The 16,955-nt window shown below is 60.5% G+C and carries 23 protein-coding genes; 10 read left to right on the forward strand and 13 right to left on the reverse strand.

Features of this window, described 5'->3' with window-relative positions:
* The first annotated feature begins 58 nt into the window (after nt 1-58).
* Nucleotides 59-253, forward strand: coding sequence for a hypothetical protein (locus NF876_RS02555; RefSeq protein ID WP_210807490.1), 195 nt, complete (start codon nt 59-61; stop codon nt 251-253).
* Nucleotides 254-645: 392 nt separating this feature from the next.
* On the forward strand, nt 646-1,152 hold the full coding sequence (locus NF876_RS02560) for a hypothetical protein (RefSeq protein WP_210807492.1): 507 nt from the start codon (nt 646-648) through the stop codon (nt 1,150-1,152).
* Nucleotides 1,153-1,515: 363 nt separating this feature from the next.
* Here the strand turns inward: NF876_RS02560 and NF876_RS02565 are convergent, their stop codons facing one another.
* Nucleotides 1,516-2,031 (reverse strand): hypothetical protein, encoded by a 516-nt coding sequence (locus NF876_RS02565; protein ID WP_210807494.1) that lies wholly within the window; start codon nt 2,029-2,031, stop codon nt 1,516-1,518.
* Between the two features lie 508 nt (nt 2,032-2,539).
* On the opposite strand from NF876_RS02565, the gene NF876_RS02570 reads away from it, so the two are divergent.
* Together NF876_RS02570 and NF876_RS02575 are read left to right on the forward strand one after the other, a co-directional pair.
* Nucleotides 2,540-3,604 (forward strand): AI-2E family transporter, encoded by a 1,065-nt coding sequence (locus NF876_RS02570; RefSeq protein ID WP_210807496.1) that lies wholly within the window; start codon nt 2,540-2,542, stop codon nt 3,602-3,604.
* 182 nt (nt 3,605-3,786) lie between these two features.
* Nucleotides 3,787-4,275 carry a hypothetical protein gene (locus NF876_RS02575; RefSeq protein ID WP_247654332.1) on the forward strand — a complete coding sequence of 163 codons (489 nt, stop codon included), beginning with the start codon at nt 3,787-3,789 and terminating at the stop codon, nt 4,273-4,275.
* A 159-nt stretch (nt 4,276-4,434) separates the two neighbouring features.
* On the opposite strand, the gene NF876_RS02580 is transcribed toward NF876_RS02575, so the two are convergent.
* The 3 genes from NF876_RS02580 to NF876_RS43365 form a co-directional block, all read right to left on the reverse strand.
* Nucleotides 4,435-4,830, reverse strand: coding sequence for a hypothetical protein (locus NF876_RS02580; RefSeq protein ID WP_210807498.1), 396 nt, complete (start codon nt 4,828-4,830; stop codon nt 4,435-4,437).
* Between the two features lie 1,005 nt (nt 4,831-5,835).
* Nucleotides 5,836-6,042, reverse strand: a complete 207-nt coding sequence (locus NF876_RS02585; protein ID WP_210807500.1) for a cold-shock protein — start codon at nt 6,040-6,042, stop codon at nt 5,836-5,838.
* Between the two features lie 462 nt (nt 6,043-6,504).
* Nucleotides 6,505-7,071 (reverse strand): I78 family peptidase inhibitor, encoded by a 567-nt coding sequence (locus NF876_RS43365; protein ID WP_371823156.1) that lies wholly within the window; start codon nt 7,069-7,071, stop codon nt 6,505-6,507.
* 259 nt (nt 7,072-7,330) lie between these two features.
* Here NF876_RS43365 and NF876_RS02590 point away from each other — a divergent pair, with 259 nt between their 5' ends.
* Entirely contained in the window at nt 7,331-8,323 is a 993-nt protein-coding gene (locus tag NF876_RS02590; protein ID WP_210807504.1) for a phasin family protein, read from the forward strand.
* Nucleotides 8,324-8,462: 139 nt separating this feature from the next.
* Here NF876_RS02590 and NF876_RS02595 read toward each other — a convergent pair whose 3' ends face one another.
* The 3 genes from NF876_RS02595 to NF876_RS02605 form a co-directional block, all read right to left on the reverse strand.
* Complete coding sequence (locus NF876_RS02595; RefSeq protein ID WP_210807506.1) at nt 8,463-8,957, reverse strand: DUF1772 domain-containing protein; 495 nt, start codon at nt 8,955-8,957, stop codon at nt 8,463-8,465.
* 185 nt (nt 8,958-9,142) lie between these two features.
* Nucleotides 9,143-9,553, reverse strand: coding sequence for a hypothetical protein (locus tag NF876_RS02600; protein WP_210807508.1), 411 nt, complete (start codon nt 9,551-9,553; stop codon nt 9,143-9,145).
* Nucleotides 9,554-9,742: 189 nt separating this feature from the next.
* Nucleotides 9,743-10,129 carry a hypothetical protein gene (locus NF876_RS02605; protein WP_210807510.1) on the reverse strand — a complete coding sequence of 129 codons (387 nt, stop codon included), beginning with the start codon at nt 10,127-10,129 and terminating at the stop codon, nt 9,743-9,745.
* 75 nt (nt 10,130-10,204) lie between these two features.
* On the opposite strand from NF876_RS02605, the gene NF876_RS02610 reads away from it, so the two are divergent.
* On the forward strand, nt 10,205-10,747 hold the full coding sequence (locus NF876_RS02610; RefSeq protein ID WP_210807512.1) for a TetR/AcrR family transcriptional regulator: 543 nt from the start codon (nt 10,205-10,207) through the stop codon (nt 10,745-10,747).
* 250 nt (nt 10,748-10,997) lie between these two features.
* On the opposite strand, the gene NF876_RS02615 is transcribed toward NF876_RS02610, so the two are convergent.
* The gene (locus tag NF876_RS02615) at nt 10,998-11,405 is read right to left on the reverse strand and encodes a response regulator (protein ID WP_210807514.1); all 408 of its coding nucleotides are present in this window, start codon (nt 11,403-11,405) and stop codon (nt 10,998-11,000) included.
* 17 nt (nt 11,406-11,422) lie between these two features.
* Here NF876_RS02615 and NF876_RS02620 point away from each other — a divergent pair, with 17 nt between their 5' ends.
* A complete protein-coding gene (locus NF876_RS02620; protein ID WP_247654333.1) occupies nt 11,423-11,707 on the forward strand; it encodes a response regulator in 285 nt (94 codons plus the stop codon).
* A 232-nt stretch (nt 11,708-11,939) separates the two neighbouring features.
* Here the strand turns inward: NF876_RS02620 and NF876_RS02625 are convergent, their stop codons facing one another.
* Nucleotides 11,940-12,305 (reverse strand): DUF1236 domain-containing protein, encoded by a 366-nt coding sequence (locus NF876_RS02625; protein ID WP_210807516.1) that lies wholly within the window; start codon nt 12,303-12,305, stop codon nt 11,940-11,942.
* 718 nt (nt 12,306-13,023) lie between these two features.
* Between NF876_RS02625 and NF876_RS02630 the strand changes: the two genes are divergently transcribed.
* Nucleotides 13,024-13,326, forward strand: coding sequence for a hypothetical protein (locus NF876_RS02630; protein ID WP_210807518.1), 303 nt, complete (start codon nt 13,024-13,026; stop codon nt 13,324-13,326).
* Between the two features lie 100 nt (nt 13,327-13,426).
* Here NF876_RS02630 and NF876_RS02635 read toward each other — a convergent pair whose 3' ends face one another.
* Nucleotides 13,427-13,843 (reverse strand): ASCH domain-containing protein, encoded by a 417-nt coding sequence (locus NF876_RS02635; protein WP_210807520.1) that lies wholly within the window; start codon nt 13,841-13,843, stop codon nt 13,427-13,429.
* Nucleotides 13,844-13,859: 16 nt separating this feature from the next.
* Nucleotides 13,860-14,045: a NepR family anti-sigma factor gene (locus NF876_RS43370; RefSeq protein WP_210807522.1), complete on the reverse strand. Its 186-nt coding sequence runs from the start codon at nt 14,043-14,045 to the stop codon at nt 13,860-13,862.
* A 315-nt stretch (nt 14,046-14,360) separates the two neighbouring features.
* Between NF876_RS43370 and NF876_RS02640 the strand changes: the two genes are divergently transcribed.
* A complete protein-coding gene (locus NF876_RS02640; protein ID WP_210807524.1) occupies nt 14,361-14,609 on the forward strand; it encodes a DUF6894 family protein in 249 nt (82 codons plus the stop codon).
* 200 nt (nt 14,610-14,809) lie between these two features.
* Here the strand turns inward: NF876_RS02640 and NF876_RS02645 are convergent, their stop codons facing one another.
* A complete protein-coding gene (locus NF876_RS02645; protein WP_210807562.1) occupies nt 14,810-15,121 on the reverse strand; it encodes a hypothetical protein in 312 nt (103 codons plus the stop codon).
* 269 nt (nt 15,122-15,390) lie between these two features.
* Complete coding sequence (locus NF876_RS43375; protein ID WP_371823158.1) at nt 15,391-15,708, reverse strand: YMGG-like glycine zipper-containing protein; 318 nt, start codon at nt 15,706-15,708, stop codon at nt 15,391-15,393.
* Nucleotides 15,709-15,974: 266 nt separating this feature from the next.
* On the opposite strand from NF876_RS43375, the gene NF876_RS02650 reads away from it, so the two are divergent.
* Complete coding sequence (locus NF876_RS02650) at nt 15,975-16,760, forward strand: hypothetical protein (protein WP_210807526.1); 786 nt, start codon at nt 15,975-15,977, stop codon at nt 16,758-16,760.
* Nucleotides 16,761-16,955: the final 195 nt, after the last annotated feature.

Here is a 16,955-nt window from a genome sequence, read left to right on the forward strand (position 1 = left end):
GGGCGGTCTATAAGGAACTGACGTGGTCGGCGGCCGAGCCTTCCCGACGGTGTAGACCGTGACGCTGGGCGTTGCCTGCACGTATCACGATCCGCCCTCACTCAATCCCAAAGCGCTCGCCGTTGTGGCCTGTGCTTCAGTGGCAATTATGGGCTTCAACATCGTTCGCCGGCATGCGTCGGATGTCGAGCGCTATGCCATTCGGGAGCAGGTGTTCACGATCTCCGAGGCCGACTGGCTCGGCGGCGCTTGACAGCGGCTTTCCGCCTACTGGATCGACCTGACCGGCGAGGTCGAGGAGCCGTTCACGGTGCAGTGGGCCGGCGCTCTCGGCGGTGTGGAGCAGGCGCTGCAAGCGAAAGGCTGGCGGCCCGTGCCGTGGACGCTGGCCAGCGCGGGCAAGGAAACCCGACCGCAAGTGCCTGTAAACGCCCCTGCCCTGTTTCGTACTCCGCAGCCATGTGGTTGGGTCTGGAACAAGAGCTGCTCAATGACACGATCAGCGAGATGGGCACCGCTCTTGTTCTGACTCCGGGAGGGCCAGAGGCGGGCCCGTGTAACGGTTCCTTAGCCACGTCTGCTAAACCGGCGTTAGTCAGCCATTGGCAACACTCAAGCCCCTCACTCGCACTCAGGAGCCATCAGATGAATGTTCGTCTCAGTGCCGTAGCCCTTCTCACCGGGTTAGCTTTTGCTGCTCCTGTCCATGCCGAAGTCGACCTCCTCAGCCCTGAGCCCTTCGTGGATGCTCATGAGACCGAAACGGCTGCTCTCATCGCGGTGGATCTCGCGATGCTTCAGGGTGCGGCGTCTTTCACGCCTTCCGAGGCCGCTCAGCCAGTGTCTGTGGCCGATGCATCGAACAGTAATCGGGTGGAACTCCGCTCCGAGCCAGCCGCTCCCGCCGATCTGGTCAGCGCCACACCTGCTGAGAAGTATGAAGAGGGATCTCTTGCACCTGAGCTCTTCCTTGACCTTTACGAGGACGAGACCTTTGCATGGATAGCTGCTGATCTTGCGCCCGCCCTGGAACTGACGACCGGCGCGATTGCGAACGACAGTGCAGGAACAGCGCCTCTGCCGGAGGGTCAACTCATCATCCAGTCTCTCACGGATGACGCACTGCCGTTTGAGGAGTATCTGCTCCCATAGATCCTCTGAGCTTCAGCCGCCTCGGATATTGGATGTAGAGCAGTGTCCCTGAGAGAGTTATCGAAGCCCGAGGAACGAGAGGATCGCAAGCACGACAACGATGGCTCCGATAATCCAGATAATGCGGTTCACTGATGCTCTCCTAGGTCCAATTGCAAGCTCCAACGCTCCTACGCTGTGGGCTGTTCCTCGCTTTGGACCTTCTGGGACCGGCCGCAAGGGGTTAAGGTACTGCTGAAGCCATCGCGCGTTGAGTCGTTCGTGCAATTGCCTCCCGAATGCGCCAAGCCAACCGCTAAGGCTCATGCAAGGGAGCCCGGCATTCAGGATGTCCTCACCTTCGATGGGGTTCGCTCTGAGCCGCTATTGACCGATCTGGAATGTGTCGAGCTGCGGCGGAGTTCCGTCAGTCACGAAGGATCCTTCGTAAACCCCGGCCCGGGTATGGGCCACACACTCCACCATCGAGCCCTTCCGGGTCACATCGCCAAAGCGGCAGGAGCCGATCGCAGCCTCCGCCGCGGCATCGTCCGCTTGGCCGATGTTCGACGGATTGGCCAGGAACACCCGCTCGATGGACTGAACCGCGTTGCCGGAGCCTTGCTCAATCCGGCGGGCGCTCTCGCCTGCAAAGGACAGGATGCTGTTCCCGGTCATGAACCAGTACCCGCTCACGCCCGTGCTGTAGTTCATGTTCACTAAGATGGGCTTGCAGCCCTCGACCGGGTGCCCGGCATGGGTCAGCCTAGTGCATTCACCGGAGACCGTGACCATCTGGGCAGTCTTGCCCGCTCTCGGCTTCGTCGTCGGCTTTGCCGGGGCGGCATCCACGCCGAGAGTGACTGCAAGGAACAGCGCCACGGCAAGAGACAGCAGCATTGCCTGCCTCCATCGCCCCAGTCACACTATAGGCGCACCGGCCCTGTGCTGTCGATTTGATGGATCGGGTGGTATCTTGGCTCGCACCTCGAGAGAACGGTGACGAATGGACGAGCGTTTCTCACCGGTGATCTTCCTCTATGGCATGGGTCTCGTCCTTGCCGTCAGCAAGGCCTGTACGCTTTTCATCTGGCGAGCTCTGCCCAAACCAAGGCCACCCTTGCGCCAGACTATGATCGAGGCCTGGCGCCGCCGAAGGACCCATAAGCCGATCCCGGAGGCCAGCCCTGCTCCACAAAGATATCCCTCCGACCCGCACCGCACCATGTCGCCCTCCGAGGCCCCCGTCACGATCGACAGGCATGATCCTTCTGCGACGATGAACGGAGCATCCGGGCTGCCTGAGGGATCCAGCCGCCCGGCCCGGACCGCGCCGGCCGCGAATTCCATCGACAGCTCATCAAAGGGTGGGCACAATTGAGGCCTTCGACCCGATCGAAGGTGTGCGATGCTCGATGCTTCCGGGCGCGATCTTTCGTCTAAGGAGCCGCCTCCATCCCGCCGAGCTGTGAGCCAATCTCAGGGGCTCACGACAGCGACGCAGGTCCTCGCGGGCGTTGCCCTGCTCGGTGCGCTCAAGGTGGGCCTGCTCACCGCCCTTTTGGCTGGCTTGCTGGTCCATGAACTGGTGCATGCGCTGGCTCCACGCCCCAGCACCCTCGTGACCCGCCGGGCCGGCAAGATCCTGGTTGTGTCGCTGCTCGCCACCATCGTGGTTGTTGTCATCGGCGCGGCGATTCTCGGGCTGCTGTCCTTGCTGTCCGGTGGGCCGGACAGTTTGGCCATTCTGCTGCGGCGCATGGCCGAGGTCATCGAGAGCGCCCGTCCCCTGCTGCCCGACTGGCTCGGTAGCTATGTTCCGGCCGACCCCCAGGAGCTGAAGGGTGCCGCCTCGGCCTGGCTGCGCGAGAATGCGGGCCAGCTCCGGCTGGTGGGCGAGGATGTCTGGTGGGCGCTGGTCCACATCATTGTCGGCATGGTCATTGGAGCCATGATCGCCGTCAGCCACGAGGCGGGCGAGACCGAGCACGGTCCGCTGGCACAAGCGCTCCGAGAGCGGGCGCGCCTGCTCGGCGAGGCTTTCCGCAGCGTCGTGTTCGCGCAGGTGCGGATTTCCGCTCTGAACACTGCTCTGACGGGCTTGTATCTGTTGGGCCTCGTTCCGATGCTGGGGGTGCAGCTTCCGCTGACCAAGACCCTGATTGCGGTGACCTTCATCGCCGGGCTTCTGCCGGTGATCGGCAACCTGATCTCCAACACTGCAATCGTGGTGGTCAGCCTCAGCGTGTCTCCCTTCCTGGCCGTGAGCTCGCTCCTGTTCCTGATCGCCATTCACAAGCTGGAGTATTTCGTGAATGCCCATGTGATGGGAACTCACATCAGCGCCCGCGCGTGGGAGCTTCTCGTCGCCATGCTGGTCATGGAGGCTGTGTTCGGGATTGCCGGTCTGGTGGCCGCCCCGATCTATTATGCATATCTGAAGAACGAGCTTGCGGCGCGCGAACTCATCTGACCTGCGGCCGACACTCGCAGCTGCACGAACGGAGCCGAAGGAGAGCATGCACTTCCGGCAAGGCTCGAACGGCTCGGCTGTTGATGAGAGGGTCAGCTCCTACCTGTTCGCTGCGCCCGAAACTCAGCCCGTACAGGGGCTTCTGTGGTATGATGATAGCGTGAGTTCTCCGGGAGGGTGTCATGACCTCCAAGGTGACTAAGGTTGTCCTTACGGTTCTGACCTGCACAAGCTTGAGCCTCCCGCCGACCGTTGCGGAGGCGGGCATGAGAACCGGGACATGGCGCAACGGCATGGTAGCGGGTCCATACGGCATCGGCTGGTATGGTCCTCTCGGCACCTATGGTGGGCCTGCTTACGGTGGGTGGCGTTATGGCGGGTATCATCCCGGCTCCTATGGCGGATACGGCTATCATTCCCGCTTCTATGGGGGCTATGGCTATGCCCCGGCGTACTACGGCGGCTACGGCTATGATCCGGGTTATTACTACCGCGAACGGCGCTCGAACACCGGTGCGGCTCTCGCAGCCGGGTTGATCGGTGGAATGGCCTTGGGTGCCATCATAGCCGGTTCCGCGGCCCGTGCGGCTCCACGTTGCTACGTCGCTCCGCGCCGAGTGATCAGCTCCTCGGGGAACACCTACACCCGTCGCGTTCGCCTTTGTCGCTGATAATGGCAAGGCCCATCACAGCTTCTCAAACTGCTGCCGCCCGTGCCGTTGGCTTAGCTCCGGCTTACGAGTCCTCCCGTTCCAGCTATCATCCTGCGAGTGGTCCCTGAGAATTCGTGACAGTGCCAACTCAACCAGATTACGGAAATGTTGTTGGGGTCAGAGGGCGATTTCTTGTGACGTTGCAACCATCCACCGTCCCCGGTCGATCAGCGGAACCACAAGGGCTCCAAGCTCAACCGCCAATGTGTCGGTGCGACCGACGAACAAGAAGGCAAGGTAGAGCCGCATGAGCTCAATCGTGACATACTGGAAGCCCGTCTCGGAGCGCTTGTGAGGCTCCAAGCGCAGGACGGCCGCTTCAAGTTTGTTCATGCACGCTTTCTGCTCCTCCACTGGCGATGCCCAGAACCCGCTCAATCCACCGAAGACGCCCAAGAAATTGTCCCACAACTGGGCAAGGTTCTTGGCGACCTTCGCCTGTTGATCCGGAGCAAGGGCATGGAAGTCGGAGACGATCGCCTCAACCCGTTCAGGTCCACGGGGAATATACATCGGACCTGTCCCGATCGGCACGGGCAAAAGCCGCATCCGTTGCCAAGCGCGAGGGCCAGCAATGTGATGCATGACGATCCGCACGCCGTAGAGAGGCAAGCGCAGGATCGCCCTGACATAGCGGGCTGAGGCACGACCTAATACCCGAGACCGGGCATGCCCGGTCTGCCGCCCGTAATGCGGAACAATATCCGCCTGAGATCGAGGGGAGTAGATTTGAATCGGGTAAGATGGCTTATTCATGGGAATGCACGGTCTGACTTAGCCGAGAGCAAATCGGCTAAAGAGGAGCAATAAATAATTCGCAATATTGTCTTCTTATGCGTTCTGAGTGACCATTTGCAGGAGACATATGGTCACTCTGCATGCGCATAGCTACAAACGCTGAGAATGGGCGCATCCAATACTTCTGGATGCCGGTCGCTGATGCATGATGCGTGGATTCGAGGGCTTCGAGTTATCCTCGCAGCCCAGCCGGAATTGGGCGGGTGGCTCAGGAACGTTAACAGGCGCAGAGGTCCCTTGATAATCACCATCGGCTCTGCCTCGACTACTCGGCCGCCACGGAAGGCCACCTTGCGACTTATGAACAGCCCGATGAGATAGGGCCTGATCCCAACAAGCTCGGTTGCGTCAGCGAGGCAAGAAGGTTGGCCCTGTTGACGGTACTTCGCAAACCCCTTCGGGAACTCAGTTCGGCGACGTCTCCGGCCAATTCCCGAGGTGCATGATGTTCAAACGGCACAGTCAGATCAACCGGCTAGGCTAGCGCCGTCTGAGCGGAAACATGAAGGACCCTCGGACAGCTTGGCTGATCACTTCAGCCGGAAGCGATGGCGGGCCAAGCGAGGATGACGGCCCTGATCCTCTCCCTCCTATAGCTCGCTGCGATCACCTTCCAGTCAACCCGACGATGCCCCATCAGATCAGACCCAACCAAAAAGCCGCCCCAAGTTCGGAGCGGCTCGTTGTGAAGGCGGAGAAATCTGCAACTTACGTGCGGTCTTAAACCTGTAGATTGGTCGCAGATTCCTTGCCGGTGCGTCGATCGGATTCAACCTCATATGAGATTTTCTGCCCGTCCTTCAGGCTGCGCAAGCCGGCACGCTCCACCGCGCTGATGTGCACGAAAACATCCTTGCCGCCGTTGTCAGGCTGAATGAAGCCGTAACCCTTGGTTTCGTTAAACCATTTGACTGTTCCAGAAGCCATTCGTCTCTAGTCCCTCGTCGTTCCCGCTGGTAGAACGTCATGTTCCACCCTCCGCTGACAGATCCGTCACGCGAAGGACGCTAGTTGGGCGAGGGAACCGTGGCAATAAAGAGGCGAGAACAGCATTTGCTCCCATTCGGTCGCAACTGGTCTTGCCCGGTCATTTCTGACCCGAAGGGGGCAGCACGCCCTTTGAATGTGTTCAGGCTCCCGTTCTTGCTCTGTAGAACCGGTGGGGCAATGCCGGAGCAAATTCCGGCTCCGCCCATCCTCTCGCACGGCATTCGAACTGATCTTGGACCTCGTTCCATTCGGCTGGGGCAATGACCCTGGGACCCAGATCACGGGGCATCTCCCGGGCCGCGATATCTCAATTGAGGAAAACTCCGCTGGACGAGGAGCTACCGTGATGGCACCAGGTTCCAGGTCAGGTGCGGGCTCCACCCGCTTCGGGAGCGGGCGTCAAGACCGCCCGCGCATGACGCGGGGCCAATGTGAACCCCTATTCCAGCATTGCGATGGACTTGCACCGTCTCCTTCTTGCCGTCTCGCGGCACACCTTGTTCTGATCCCAACCAGCCTCACCGCGGGCAAGGGTAGAGGAGAGGTTCTCCCACAGCGGAGACCCATCACGATGCCGGCACGGTCCACCTCGACATTCAACCGGTTCGAGTCGAGGTCCGTTGTGTAAGCACCCCCTGGTTCGATTTTGCGGATCTCGCGGGCGCCGGCTGCCCGGCGGGCCCTTTCCGCAAGCTCCGGGGAATATGGCTGCCCTACCAGCGACTGCGCCTCGCCAGCGGAACATCCCTTTTCCGCTGGGCCAGTGGCTGGCTGGGCGAAGCCCGAGGCCGGAACGATGATCAATAGATTGGCCGTCAAGAGAGCCTGCGCCTTGTGACGTGTGGCTTGGAGGATGAGGGCTTGCACAGCGGCCTCCCCTGCTGGGTCTGAAATCATAGCCCCTCGACCGGCATCTGTCCTGAGGTGGGAATTCCTGATGACATCGGCTGGAACCTCTGGCGCCATCACCCATTTAACATGGGTTAATCAAGACCAAGAACGGTCCGCTCCGAGAGAGTGGCCTGAGGGACAAGCGCCCTGGAAGTTCAGTGTCAAGGCAACGCCGGACGAGTCACCGGCGGGCGCATAGTATTGCCCATCCAGTCTTCAGTTGTGCGTAACAGTTTCGCCCTTGGTCGACACACGCGTGTCACATGATGCGGTTCAGGCTGCGGAGCTTGAGACCGTCTCGTTCATACTTTGATTTCATTTCTTGCGAGGAACCATGCCGAATGGACAATTCAGCCAGACACCCCCGGACAAAGCGAACGAGCTCTTCGAAAAGCTTCTCGCCACATCTGACAACGCGGTCAAAACCCGCGAACGCCTGTTTGCAGACCTGAAGGACGAATTGGAACTTCTCGCCAGCCTTCAGGAGGAGCACTTGTTCCCTGTGCTGCGACGGCACGGGATGCACGATCTCCTGCAGGATGCCATCAACGACAATCAGGAAACGGCCGCGCTCCTAGACGAGTTGGAGCGCATGCCCAAGAACAGTGCTGAGTTCATCAGCCAGGTGACGGAACTGCGGAGGGTGTTCCAGCAGCACATCCGCGACGACCGGAAGGAACTGCTTCCTGCCGTGCTCAAGGTGCTGAGCGACGAGGAAGCCAATGCCATTGTCGAGACAGTGGAGGATGAAATGGCAAACATTGACGACACCAAACGGTTCGAGGCCCGACGTGCCCGTGAGCAGGGCGAAGCCGTGCAGCGGGTGACGGAGGACGTGGCCGACACACTCCGGTCCGGGGTGGAGAGCGCCCAGACCCTGGTCCAAGCGATGCAGGAGGCTGTCCAGACCAGCTTTGGGGCGTTCTCGGAGCTCACCCGTCGCTCGGCCGGCCAGGGCCTGTCGACAGCCGATCGGCCCGATGCGGTGGCCCTGGGGCTGAGCGAAGAGGCGGCCCATAACCTGCGCGCGGTGGCCCAGTCCGGGACTGTCCTGGTCCGTGGTCTGCAGGATGTGTCACGGGAGGTGATTGACCGCAGCCAGAAGCGGCTGCAGCGCAACCTTGATGGCCTGCAGTCCCTCGCCCGCTGCCGGTCGGTGACGGACGTCGTCGAGGTGCAGAGCTCGCTGTTGCGCGACAACCTGGAGCAGACGGTCGAGAACAGCCGGCGCATTGCCGAGCTCACGCTCCAGATGACCGAGGAGGCCACCCGCACCGTGACGGTGCAGGCCGAGAAGACGGCCGAGCGGGTCCATCGCGCTGCCTGAGTGTTGGGCAAGCAGCCTGACAGGAAGAGCGCCCGTGAGGCGCTCTTCATTTGTGATGGGTCAGACCTGAGGCTGGACGGCTTTGGGCTATCATCCTTTGGAAAACCGGTTTTCACGTCAACATCCCATGGAGCCGATGTCAAAAGTCAAACCAAGCTGATGGCTGCGGACGAGCTGGTAAGTTCAACCGAGCTTGTGCTTGATGCATGGTTGCCCGCGCAGTTGCCAGCAGGGCGCCGAAGACAATGATGGCGCTCGCCAGGTGGCCATACTCCCACTGCCGCCGCAGTGTTTCCCAATTGTCGGGAATCTGGGTCCAGTTGGCTGTGGCTTGATTGGCGGGAAACACCCAGATGAAGAAGACAACAAGGCTCATTAGAATGAGTCCGACCGAGCACATCGCCGCCCGTGCGGCTCCCGGGTCGCGGCGCCGCTCCGTCAGGGCGAGAGCCCTGTTGGCAACCAATGCCGCAGCAATCGGAATGCTGAACAGAGCCCACCCGGCGTAGATCTGCTGGACGATAAAGTAGGCGTTGCGATCAAGGCCGATCTTGCCGGGCAGCTCAAGCAGGTGGGCGCCGCTGGGAAGGAGAATAATGACGGTCAGTGACAAGGCGATCAATCGGAGAAGCATGACTTCATTCCTTCTCGTCAGCGAGTGAACACGAGAACTGCAGCGGCGATGCTGGTGATGCTCCCGGCGCCCCGATCATCGACATACGAGCCGTTCACCGGAAACAGCTGCCAGCTGACGTTCAGCCTCATGCAGTTCCTGTTCCGCCCCTCTCTGATCGGACTTCCCAGGAGGGGTGGGCAAACTCACAGGGTTGAGTTGACGACCCCCGTCGCGCCTCCGGTCATCCGCACCTGCACACCAAGACGGAAGTAGACGATCGTGAAAAGCGCGGCCCAGATCAGATCGACGGTGCCAAGTGACACGACATCCGATCCAACACGAGACATGCTCCAGAGAATCCAGACCGGGATTCCGAATGCCAGCTTCTCGATCACGCACGCGATCATTGCCGGTCTGAAGCGGACCGGGTCGGTCGAGATGATGAGAAAGAGGATCTGAGCTGCCAGCGCCGTGCCGACGAAGCCGTAGAAATATTCAGGATGGGCAATCGGGACGGTCGCCGCACCAATCTGCTTCTCCAGAAAGTAGAAGGGGGTGAGTAGAACGATCCCGTAGAGACCGGCAAGTCGGAAGACCCATCGTGCAAATCTCATCGCTCCCTCCTACGCGGCAGCCGCTCCCGGTCTCTATGCCGCTCAACGATCCCGCCCATACTGCAGCAGTGCAGGACGAGGACTCGGCCAGTCGCTCCACTTGCCCGGCGATCAGAGTCAACATGTTGGCCCCCTGTGCCTGTTTGAGACAATCACACGGCCTGGTCGGGTGTGAAGCTCGGATGGGGCTCACGCATGAGGTTCGGCGAGGCCGTAGAGGATCAAGCTGAATGCTGCTCCATAGACTATCCAGCCCGGGTGCCGGCCTCGGGTCGCCCACAGATTGCCGAGGGCGGCGAACAGGTACGAGCTCCCCACCAGCAGGCCCGCTGCCAGCCTTCCCTCCTGCCCTGAGAGGCAGGCCGCTGCGATCAGCGCGAGCCCCCCGATGAACCAGTTGAAGGTGCTGAACTGCAGCAGGAGCGTCACCAGCCTCTGGATCGGCACGCTGATCCGTGCGGCCGCGAGCTCCCGGACCGGATCAACGAGATGCGATTGGGTCAGCAGGCCATGGACGACGGCACCAAAGCTGCCGAGGAGCCCGGCGAAAATAAGAGCAGCGTCGTGTCTGGTCATGACCATACACCTCTGTATGGTCATGACCATAATCCAGCCGCTGGACGTGTCAATACACATGTGTATGGTGCAGCCATGGGTGAGCAGCTGACCAAGCTGGACTGGTTGAAGCACGGCCTGCGGACGCTGGCGAATGACGGGCCGGGCGCGTTGAAGGTCGGTCCCATGGCCGCCAAGCTCAACGTGTCGCGCGGCAGCTTCTACTGGCATTTCCAGGATATTGAGGATTTCCGCTCCGAGCTTCTGCAGCACTGGCAGGGAACCTCGACGGATGAGATCATCGATGCACTGGACGCAAGGCCAAGCGACCCGGACCGGTTGAAGGACTTGTTACACCAAGCCTTTGGCCGACAGCCCAGGCTGGACCGTGCTGTCCGATCTTGGGCTGCCCACGACAAGGATGTTGCCCGCATCGTTGCCGCCGTGGACGACCGGAGGATCGCCCGCGTCGCTCAATTGCTGGTCGATGCTGGCCTGGACACCACACGCGCGGGCCATCGAGCCTTGTTTCTCTACTGGGCTTTTCTGGGACAGGCGGCCGTCGCGGACCAGCGCCACACGACACTGTCGAAGGATGCACTGAACGATATCGCACATCTCTTCGGGCGTCCGGACTAGATTCGGCTCGGGAGCTTGGTCCATTTGCGAGCCGGCCGCTCGCCCCGTCCAGAGGAACTCGCTGGACGGGGCCAACAGGGGAGCATGATGATCTGTGCGGCCGTCTGTGAGAGGATCTCTCGGCTGCGGTCGAGCCCGGCTGACCGGGACCTTGCGATCATCCCGATGGCCATTGAAGTGTCATGGGCGGTGCGTTCGCGGAAAGCGGTCTCCAACCATCTGCTCGGCTGAGGCCTGTTTGCTTCCAGAGTCATCCTTCGGCTGGATTGCCGCCGCTCATTAAGGCACGCAGGTGCCCGACGAGCGCATCAGGATGCACAGGTTTCGGGATGAACACGGCCGACGGCGGCATATCCCCCGGGTTCGGGAAGGCCTTGCCGGAGATGACCAGCACACCGACTTCCGGCCAGCCCTGCGCCACGAGGCGTGCGAATTCAAATCCATCGAGAGAGCCGGGCATGTCGACGTCGGTGAGAACGACGCTCACGTCCTTTCGCCGCCTGAGGGTCTCGAACGCCTCGTCCGCATCTTCGGCTTCCAGCACCCAGAAGCTGGCCTCACGCAGGATGTCCACCTGCGTCAGCCGCACCAGCGGTTCATCTTCCACGAGGAGCACGACGGGTTGATCCAGGATCGGGGCGCGGGGCTTGACCTTCATAGGGCCAAGAACGGCGGTTGCTCGAACTCGGTTCCCTGTCGTTCTGCAAGGGCTTGGCTCTGTCGGTCGAGGACGAGCCGCTGGTGCGGCTGATCGCGGCCGACATTCTCGTCGACGCGAATTTCCGTGTGATCGAAGCATCCAATTCTGAGGAAGCCCTGACCGTCCCGCGAGCTGGGGTCGAGGTGGACGTCCTGCTCTCGGCTGCGGACATGCCGCACGGCATCAATGGCTATGAGCTTGCTCGACGCACGCATGGGTGCTGGCAAACGGTCGAGATCCTGATCACATACGGCCGGTGATTGGCCGAGGGAGGGGCCCGCCGCCAGGAGCCGCATTCCTGGCCAAGCCCTGCCCAAGTGAGACCCTGGTGTCTTACGTGCACTCGGCCGCCAGAGTCACACGCCCCGCTCCGGATGCGGTCGAGCCAACCGAGGGAACGATTGTTCCGATCCCGAAGGAGGAATGAGCCGGACAGATCACCAAGAGGGTTTTCTCTTCAAAGCAATCAGGCTCTCGGGGCCTGCGGGAACTCTATGGGCGTTTGATGAGCTGAATGACCTTCCGGCTCTCCGGCTCCACGATCGCAATCTGATCACCGGCAATCAGGTAATTGTAAGTCGTGACAGTCGGAACGGCGGTGGCGGCATCCTGGGGCAACTCGAGCAATTCCACCTCTGGCTGAATGACCATACCGATCCGGAGGGGCTCGTTCAGATCGGCCTCCGGCAGATCCGGGGAGGCCTTGACCTGGTCCAGGATCATCTTCTGCTTCTCGGAGGAAAGCGGGATCGGCTCACCGGACTCGACGGGAGTTCCTTGTGCCGGCTGAGACAGTGCGGGAGAGCCACAGCCGAGGGCTAGCGTCCCAAGCAGGATCAGTGGCACTGTTGCTCTCATGACTACCTCCTCCGCTGATTGGGACAACCGTGAGCGTGAGGCCCGGTTGCGTATGCTCCTCAATCGCAGACCCTGACACGCCGCTCGATCACCTCACCCCACGGATTCATCCGGCGCTTGATGGTCAGGCGGCAATCCTCGCCTTTCCACCAGGGGTGGGTCGCAACAGTGTAACCAAGACATTGCCATCCTGGTCCCGGTCGGCCGTAAATCCGCTCGTCTTCGACATACCGTGGGCCACGCTTGATCCACTCCTCGTAGGAGCGTTCGGTAACAGCAGGTGGTGGGGCCTCGTAGATCTCTCCTCGGCTCTCTACCTCAACACCTTCCTAGGGAGCGACCCCATAATCTGCCGCCTGGGCTGAAATGGTCAGGCACAGACCGGTCAGCCCTGCGATGAGAATTGCCGTGTGTGTTCGCACCAATCTTTCCATGCGGTCAGGCTAGAAGCCGAGTCTGACCATGACCAGAACAATGGCGGAGGGGGTGTGACGCCCACCCGAATGAGTCCTTCAGCTGGGATTCACTTGCATGGGGGCGGGCCGTCAGGCAGCCGTTCAACAGCCAGGCCCTGGATAGACACGAGTGTGGATTCTGCTTGGCCAGGGAACTTTGCTCGAAGCTTGGCGTTATGTGGGCTCGACCTGAGGCATCAGGCGTCGAGCCATAACGAAGAGTGGCTGTTCCAGCAGCCCACCAAGAACCTGCAAGGGCATTCATGCACGCACTTCCTCAAACCACCCGGCCCGAATCCTCGCGGGCCTTCACCATCATCCTCGAGCGCCTTTACGCCATGGCGCGGCAGACGGATCCCTCGCTAGGCAATCCCGTGGATCTGGAAGCATCGCTTACGGCCTTGCCCACCGAGAGCCGCAATCAGGTCATGCTGGTGCTCGAGAGTGTCGAGAGCCGGGCGCAGGCTCGGACCGACGTGGAACTCGCCGAGGCGGCCCGGACGGTCCGGCAGGCTGCCGGCCGGGTCTGGGCTCATGAGGGTCGTGGCAGCTTGCGCTGTGCGTAAGGCGGAGGGTGCAGAGGCGGGAATTCAGACCACCTGTCCGTCTTGAGTGACCTCTGAACGGCAGCGGTTCCCCCTCCCCTTCACGGCCAGATTACACAGATCATCCGACATCGCCGAGATGGTTCTCCTCGACGTCGAAGAACCGGAGCGAGCCGGGAAGTGGCTTGAAGGGCATGATCCGTGGATTGTGTAACACAAAGCCGTAGGGGCCGGTGAACCAGGGGGAAGGATGCTCGGTCACGCAGTCGGCGATCTCGACCTCGCCGACGACTCCCCCTCGGGGAAGGTCCTCTTTCCGCGGCAAGCCTCCACTCTGTATGATCGCCTGACACAGCCAGTGCTCAGGGCTCCGGCACGCCTGTTGGAAGGCGCTATAATCCTCCTGGCGGACCGTGGCAGTGGCATGGATCAGGACGCGCCCGCGGAGTTGGGTCGGCCAGTCCCGGTTTTCGACATCCATCCCGGCATGGAAGATCGCCCACGCAAAAGGCTGTCGAACTGAAAGAGCAACCGCCATGCTGGTCTCAATCCGACTACGATGAAAATTTTGCCTCGAGTTGAGCAACGAGCGTTCTGAGATGCTCCGGCAAAGGTGACTTCAAGGTATCCTGATAGATACTCCTCAAGGAATGGCCGAGAATGAAGTTCACTTGATGCTGCGAGAAAGTCAGGCTGTCTGGGATAGGGTTCATAATCTCACGGTTGTCGTTCCATGGCATGGGATTATTCTCAAGGTCTGTTCAGAGTTGCGTCAATTAACACAGGTTAATCGTAACTCATGCGCTCGTGATCTGGTTTCAGCGGGGCTGTGAAATGACCTTGCGGCCCTGATTGCTTTTTCATCGGACGCGGGCAACGGCCGGCCGTGATGGGCGGCGACCGTGTTCGGCTCCAGGGCAACCTGGATTTTTCCAGGCCCTTGTCCTTGGGGCGCGTACCGCGACCCGCCGGGTGATTTCTCGCTGGCTTCCGAAGCGAACGATAACCTCTGCCCGCCGTTGATAGGGGTTTGTGCCTTTGTGAAGGACGGGTGGATGCCGCGCTTCTATTTCGACTTGGTGCTAGGGATGGACTACCTGCGCGACGATGACGGTCATGAACTTGGTAGCCTGCAAGCGGCCGAGCGCGATGCCATGCACACAGCAGGTGAGATCGCGCGATCCCGGCTGCAAAATGGAAGTCCCGAGGACATCAGAGTCGAGGTCAAGGATGAGCACAGACAACAGGTCCTCGCTGTGACCGTGTCGATCCGCGTGGACCGGATCGAGCCATCTCACACATGAGAGCCGACGCGATCGAGTTTGCAATGGATGTGACCGGTTTCTCCCCTATCACTCTGCTGAAAAACCCAGACCCAACTTAGGCGAGACTTGCGTTCCGATGTGGTTGTCGAACAGTGGCAGGCCGCTTTCCTGAAGAGGTCTGGTTCGATCAGTGACATTGGACAAACACACTGAGCAATTGGTGCCAGTAAATTCACGCCTCACGCCTCATCCCAATGTCCTTCGATCACAGCGATTTTGATCTCGATCAGATCCGCGAGAATGCTGTTGGCAATGAGAGCCTGAAGATCTTGTGCGAGTTCCTTGAGTTCGGTGAGGTTGGCGCCTTCGGTCAGGTTCCGCTCAGCCATGCGTAAAGCCTCTGTAAAATCCATTGCTGCGTCCCCCATCAGAATCAGTCCAGAGATGAGCGCCCGAATGGGGCAATCATGCGCCAGCAGATGAACGCTTTGGTGATGACCAAACTGCTTGATGGCAATCGAGCTCACATTTCGATACAGCGCCGTGACCACAGGCCGCTCGAGCAGCCCGTCAATTGCGGCACGTTCCTGTGCTGATCGAGAAGCCGTTGGAATCCAGGTCGAATCTTATGCTGACAATCACGCGATGAATGCCCGCTTGGGGACATTGCGGTTGTGTCTCGGCTTTCGCGTGTCCGCACAATTCACCGTGGATGGACACACGGGCTGCACGGGATGTCGCTCCTACTCCCTATGGTCGCGGACCGCCAGCATGCAGCGCCTCAACGATCCGATTTCGCAAAGATGTTGGGTAGAGCGGGTTATCCGAGCGGATGGAACTCTCGTCTACGCTGAGGAAGCTCACGGGTGGGCTGGCGCACCGGCCGATAACGGGTTCTATAGCTGGTATAAACCGGCTTCCGATAATGCCGATAGGCACGATTGTGTCCGCGGCCGGTGTTCGCACCGATGACACCGCCAATTACTCCGCCGACTGCGGCTCCGACGGGACCACCGACAAGGGCGCCCGCCACCGCACCAGTCCCAACGCCCACCGCTGTGCGATTTTGCGCCAAGGCGAAAGTTGGAAAAAGTGTAAGCGCCGATAATGAAGCAAACGCGATGACAGCCTTCCGCATGCGATAAACCCCTTGTTCTGATTGCCGGATCTAACCCCGAATGCGATGCATGGTTCCGGCATATCAAGCTGTCGTTGAGAATGCTGGTGTTACCGACTGCTGTCATGCGAGCTGGCACGGTGTCCATCGCGGGCTTCAAATCTCAAATCATCACATCCGAAGAGACTGCACCGAGCGCACGCGTGGACAAGGCAGAGGCGTGCCATAGAGTTGCCGCATTCCTTAACCGAAACTTACGCCGGCTGGACAATAAAAGGGGAACTCGAATGGGGAAGCTATTCACGACACTCGGGGTTTCAGTTGTTGCGCTCGGAACCTTGATCGGGAGCGTGCAGGCGAAAACCGTCTTCTATGAGATCAACGGTCAGCGGTATTCATACGACACCAGTAATCGCAAGCAGGCAGCGGCGGCTCGCAAGCAAATCGAAGCGGCGAAGGCCCTAGAGATCGCCCACGCCAAGGCCGCGGCAGAACGGGCGAGCAATCCGTTGGTCGCCCTCTTCGGATCGCAGATCCAAAGAGAGGCCGCGGAGGCTCAGGCGCGATTTGAAAAGATCCTCTCGGATCAGCAGCAAGCTGCGGCAGCGGGCAAAGATCAACGTCCTTCGCCGGCCACCAAGGATGAGGACTTTGCAAGAGCTGCAAAGGACAATGCCAGCGAGCCGGCGGGAACAACCGAAGGCCGGCAGACCGTTGCCGTCGCGACTCTAGCATCTCCACCGTCGGGGCCAGACTCCCGAGCCTCTGCGGAGCCAGTTCGCACCGACAATGCCCGTAAGGCAGCCATCAAGTCGGTTTTCCTCGATGCCGAAACCGGGATCAAGACGATCATCAGGATGGACGGATCGGTACAGGAGGAACTCTTCGACCCCGGCATTCTATCCAAGCTTGATCCGGAACCTCGCTCTGCAAGCTCCGTCGGCAGTGTGGCAGGCTCCGATCAGTTGCCTAAGACCGCACCGGAGGACCTGACCGGCTCCACTGGCTTTCGAGGAGCGACGCTCGAGCCGGGTTTGCGCTCCGAGGTTCGTGGTCGATCCCTGACGAATTAACGCATCGAGCACCCCAACATCATCCTCCGGGTCACGGCGTTGTCTATGAGCTCAGTCATCGCTGGATGGCTTACGTCAATTCCCGGGCGTTGCCTTTAAGACATGCTGATCGGTGACGCAGGCGAAAGAAGGTCTATCGCCGCGCCACGATCGAAGCCGGAGCCCAGATCCGGTGGAGGAGTGGTGCTGCGATAA

The organism is Microvirga yunnanensis (assembly GCF_025460875.1).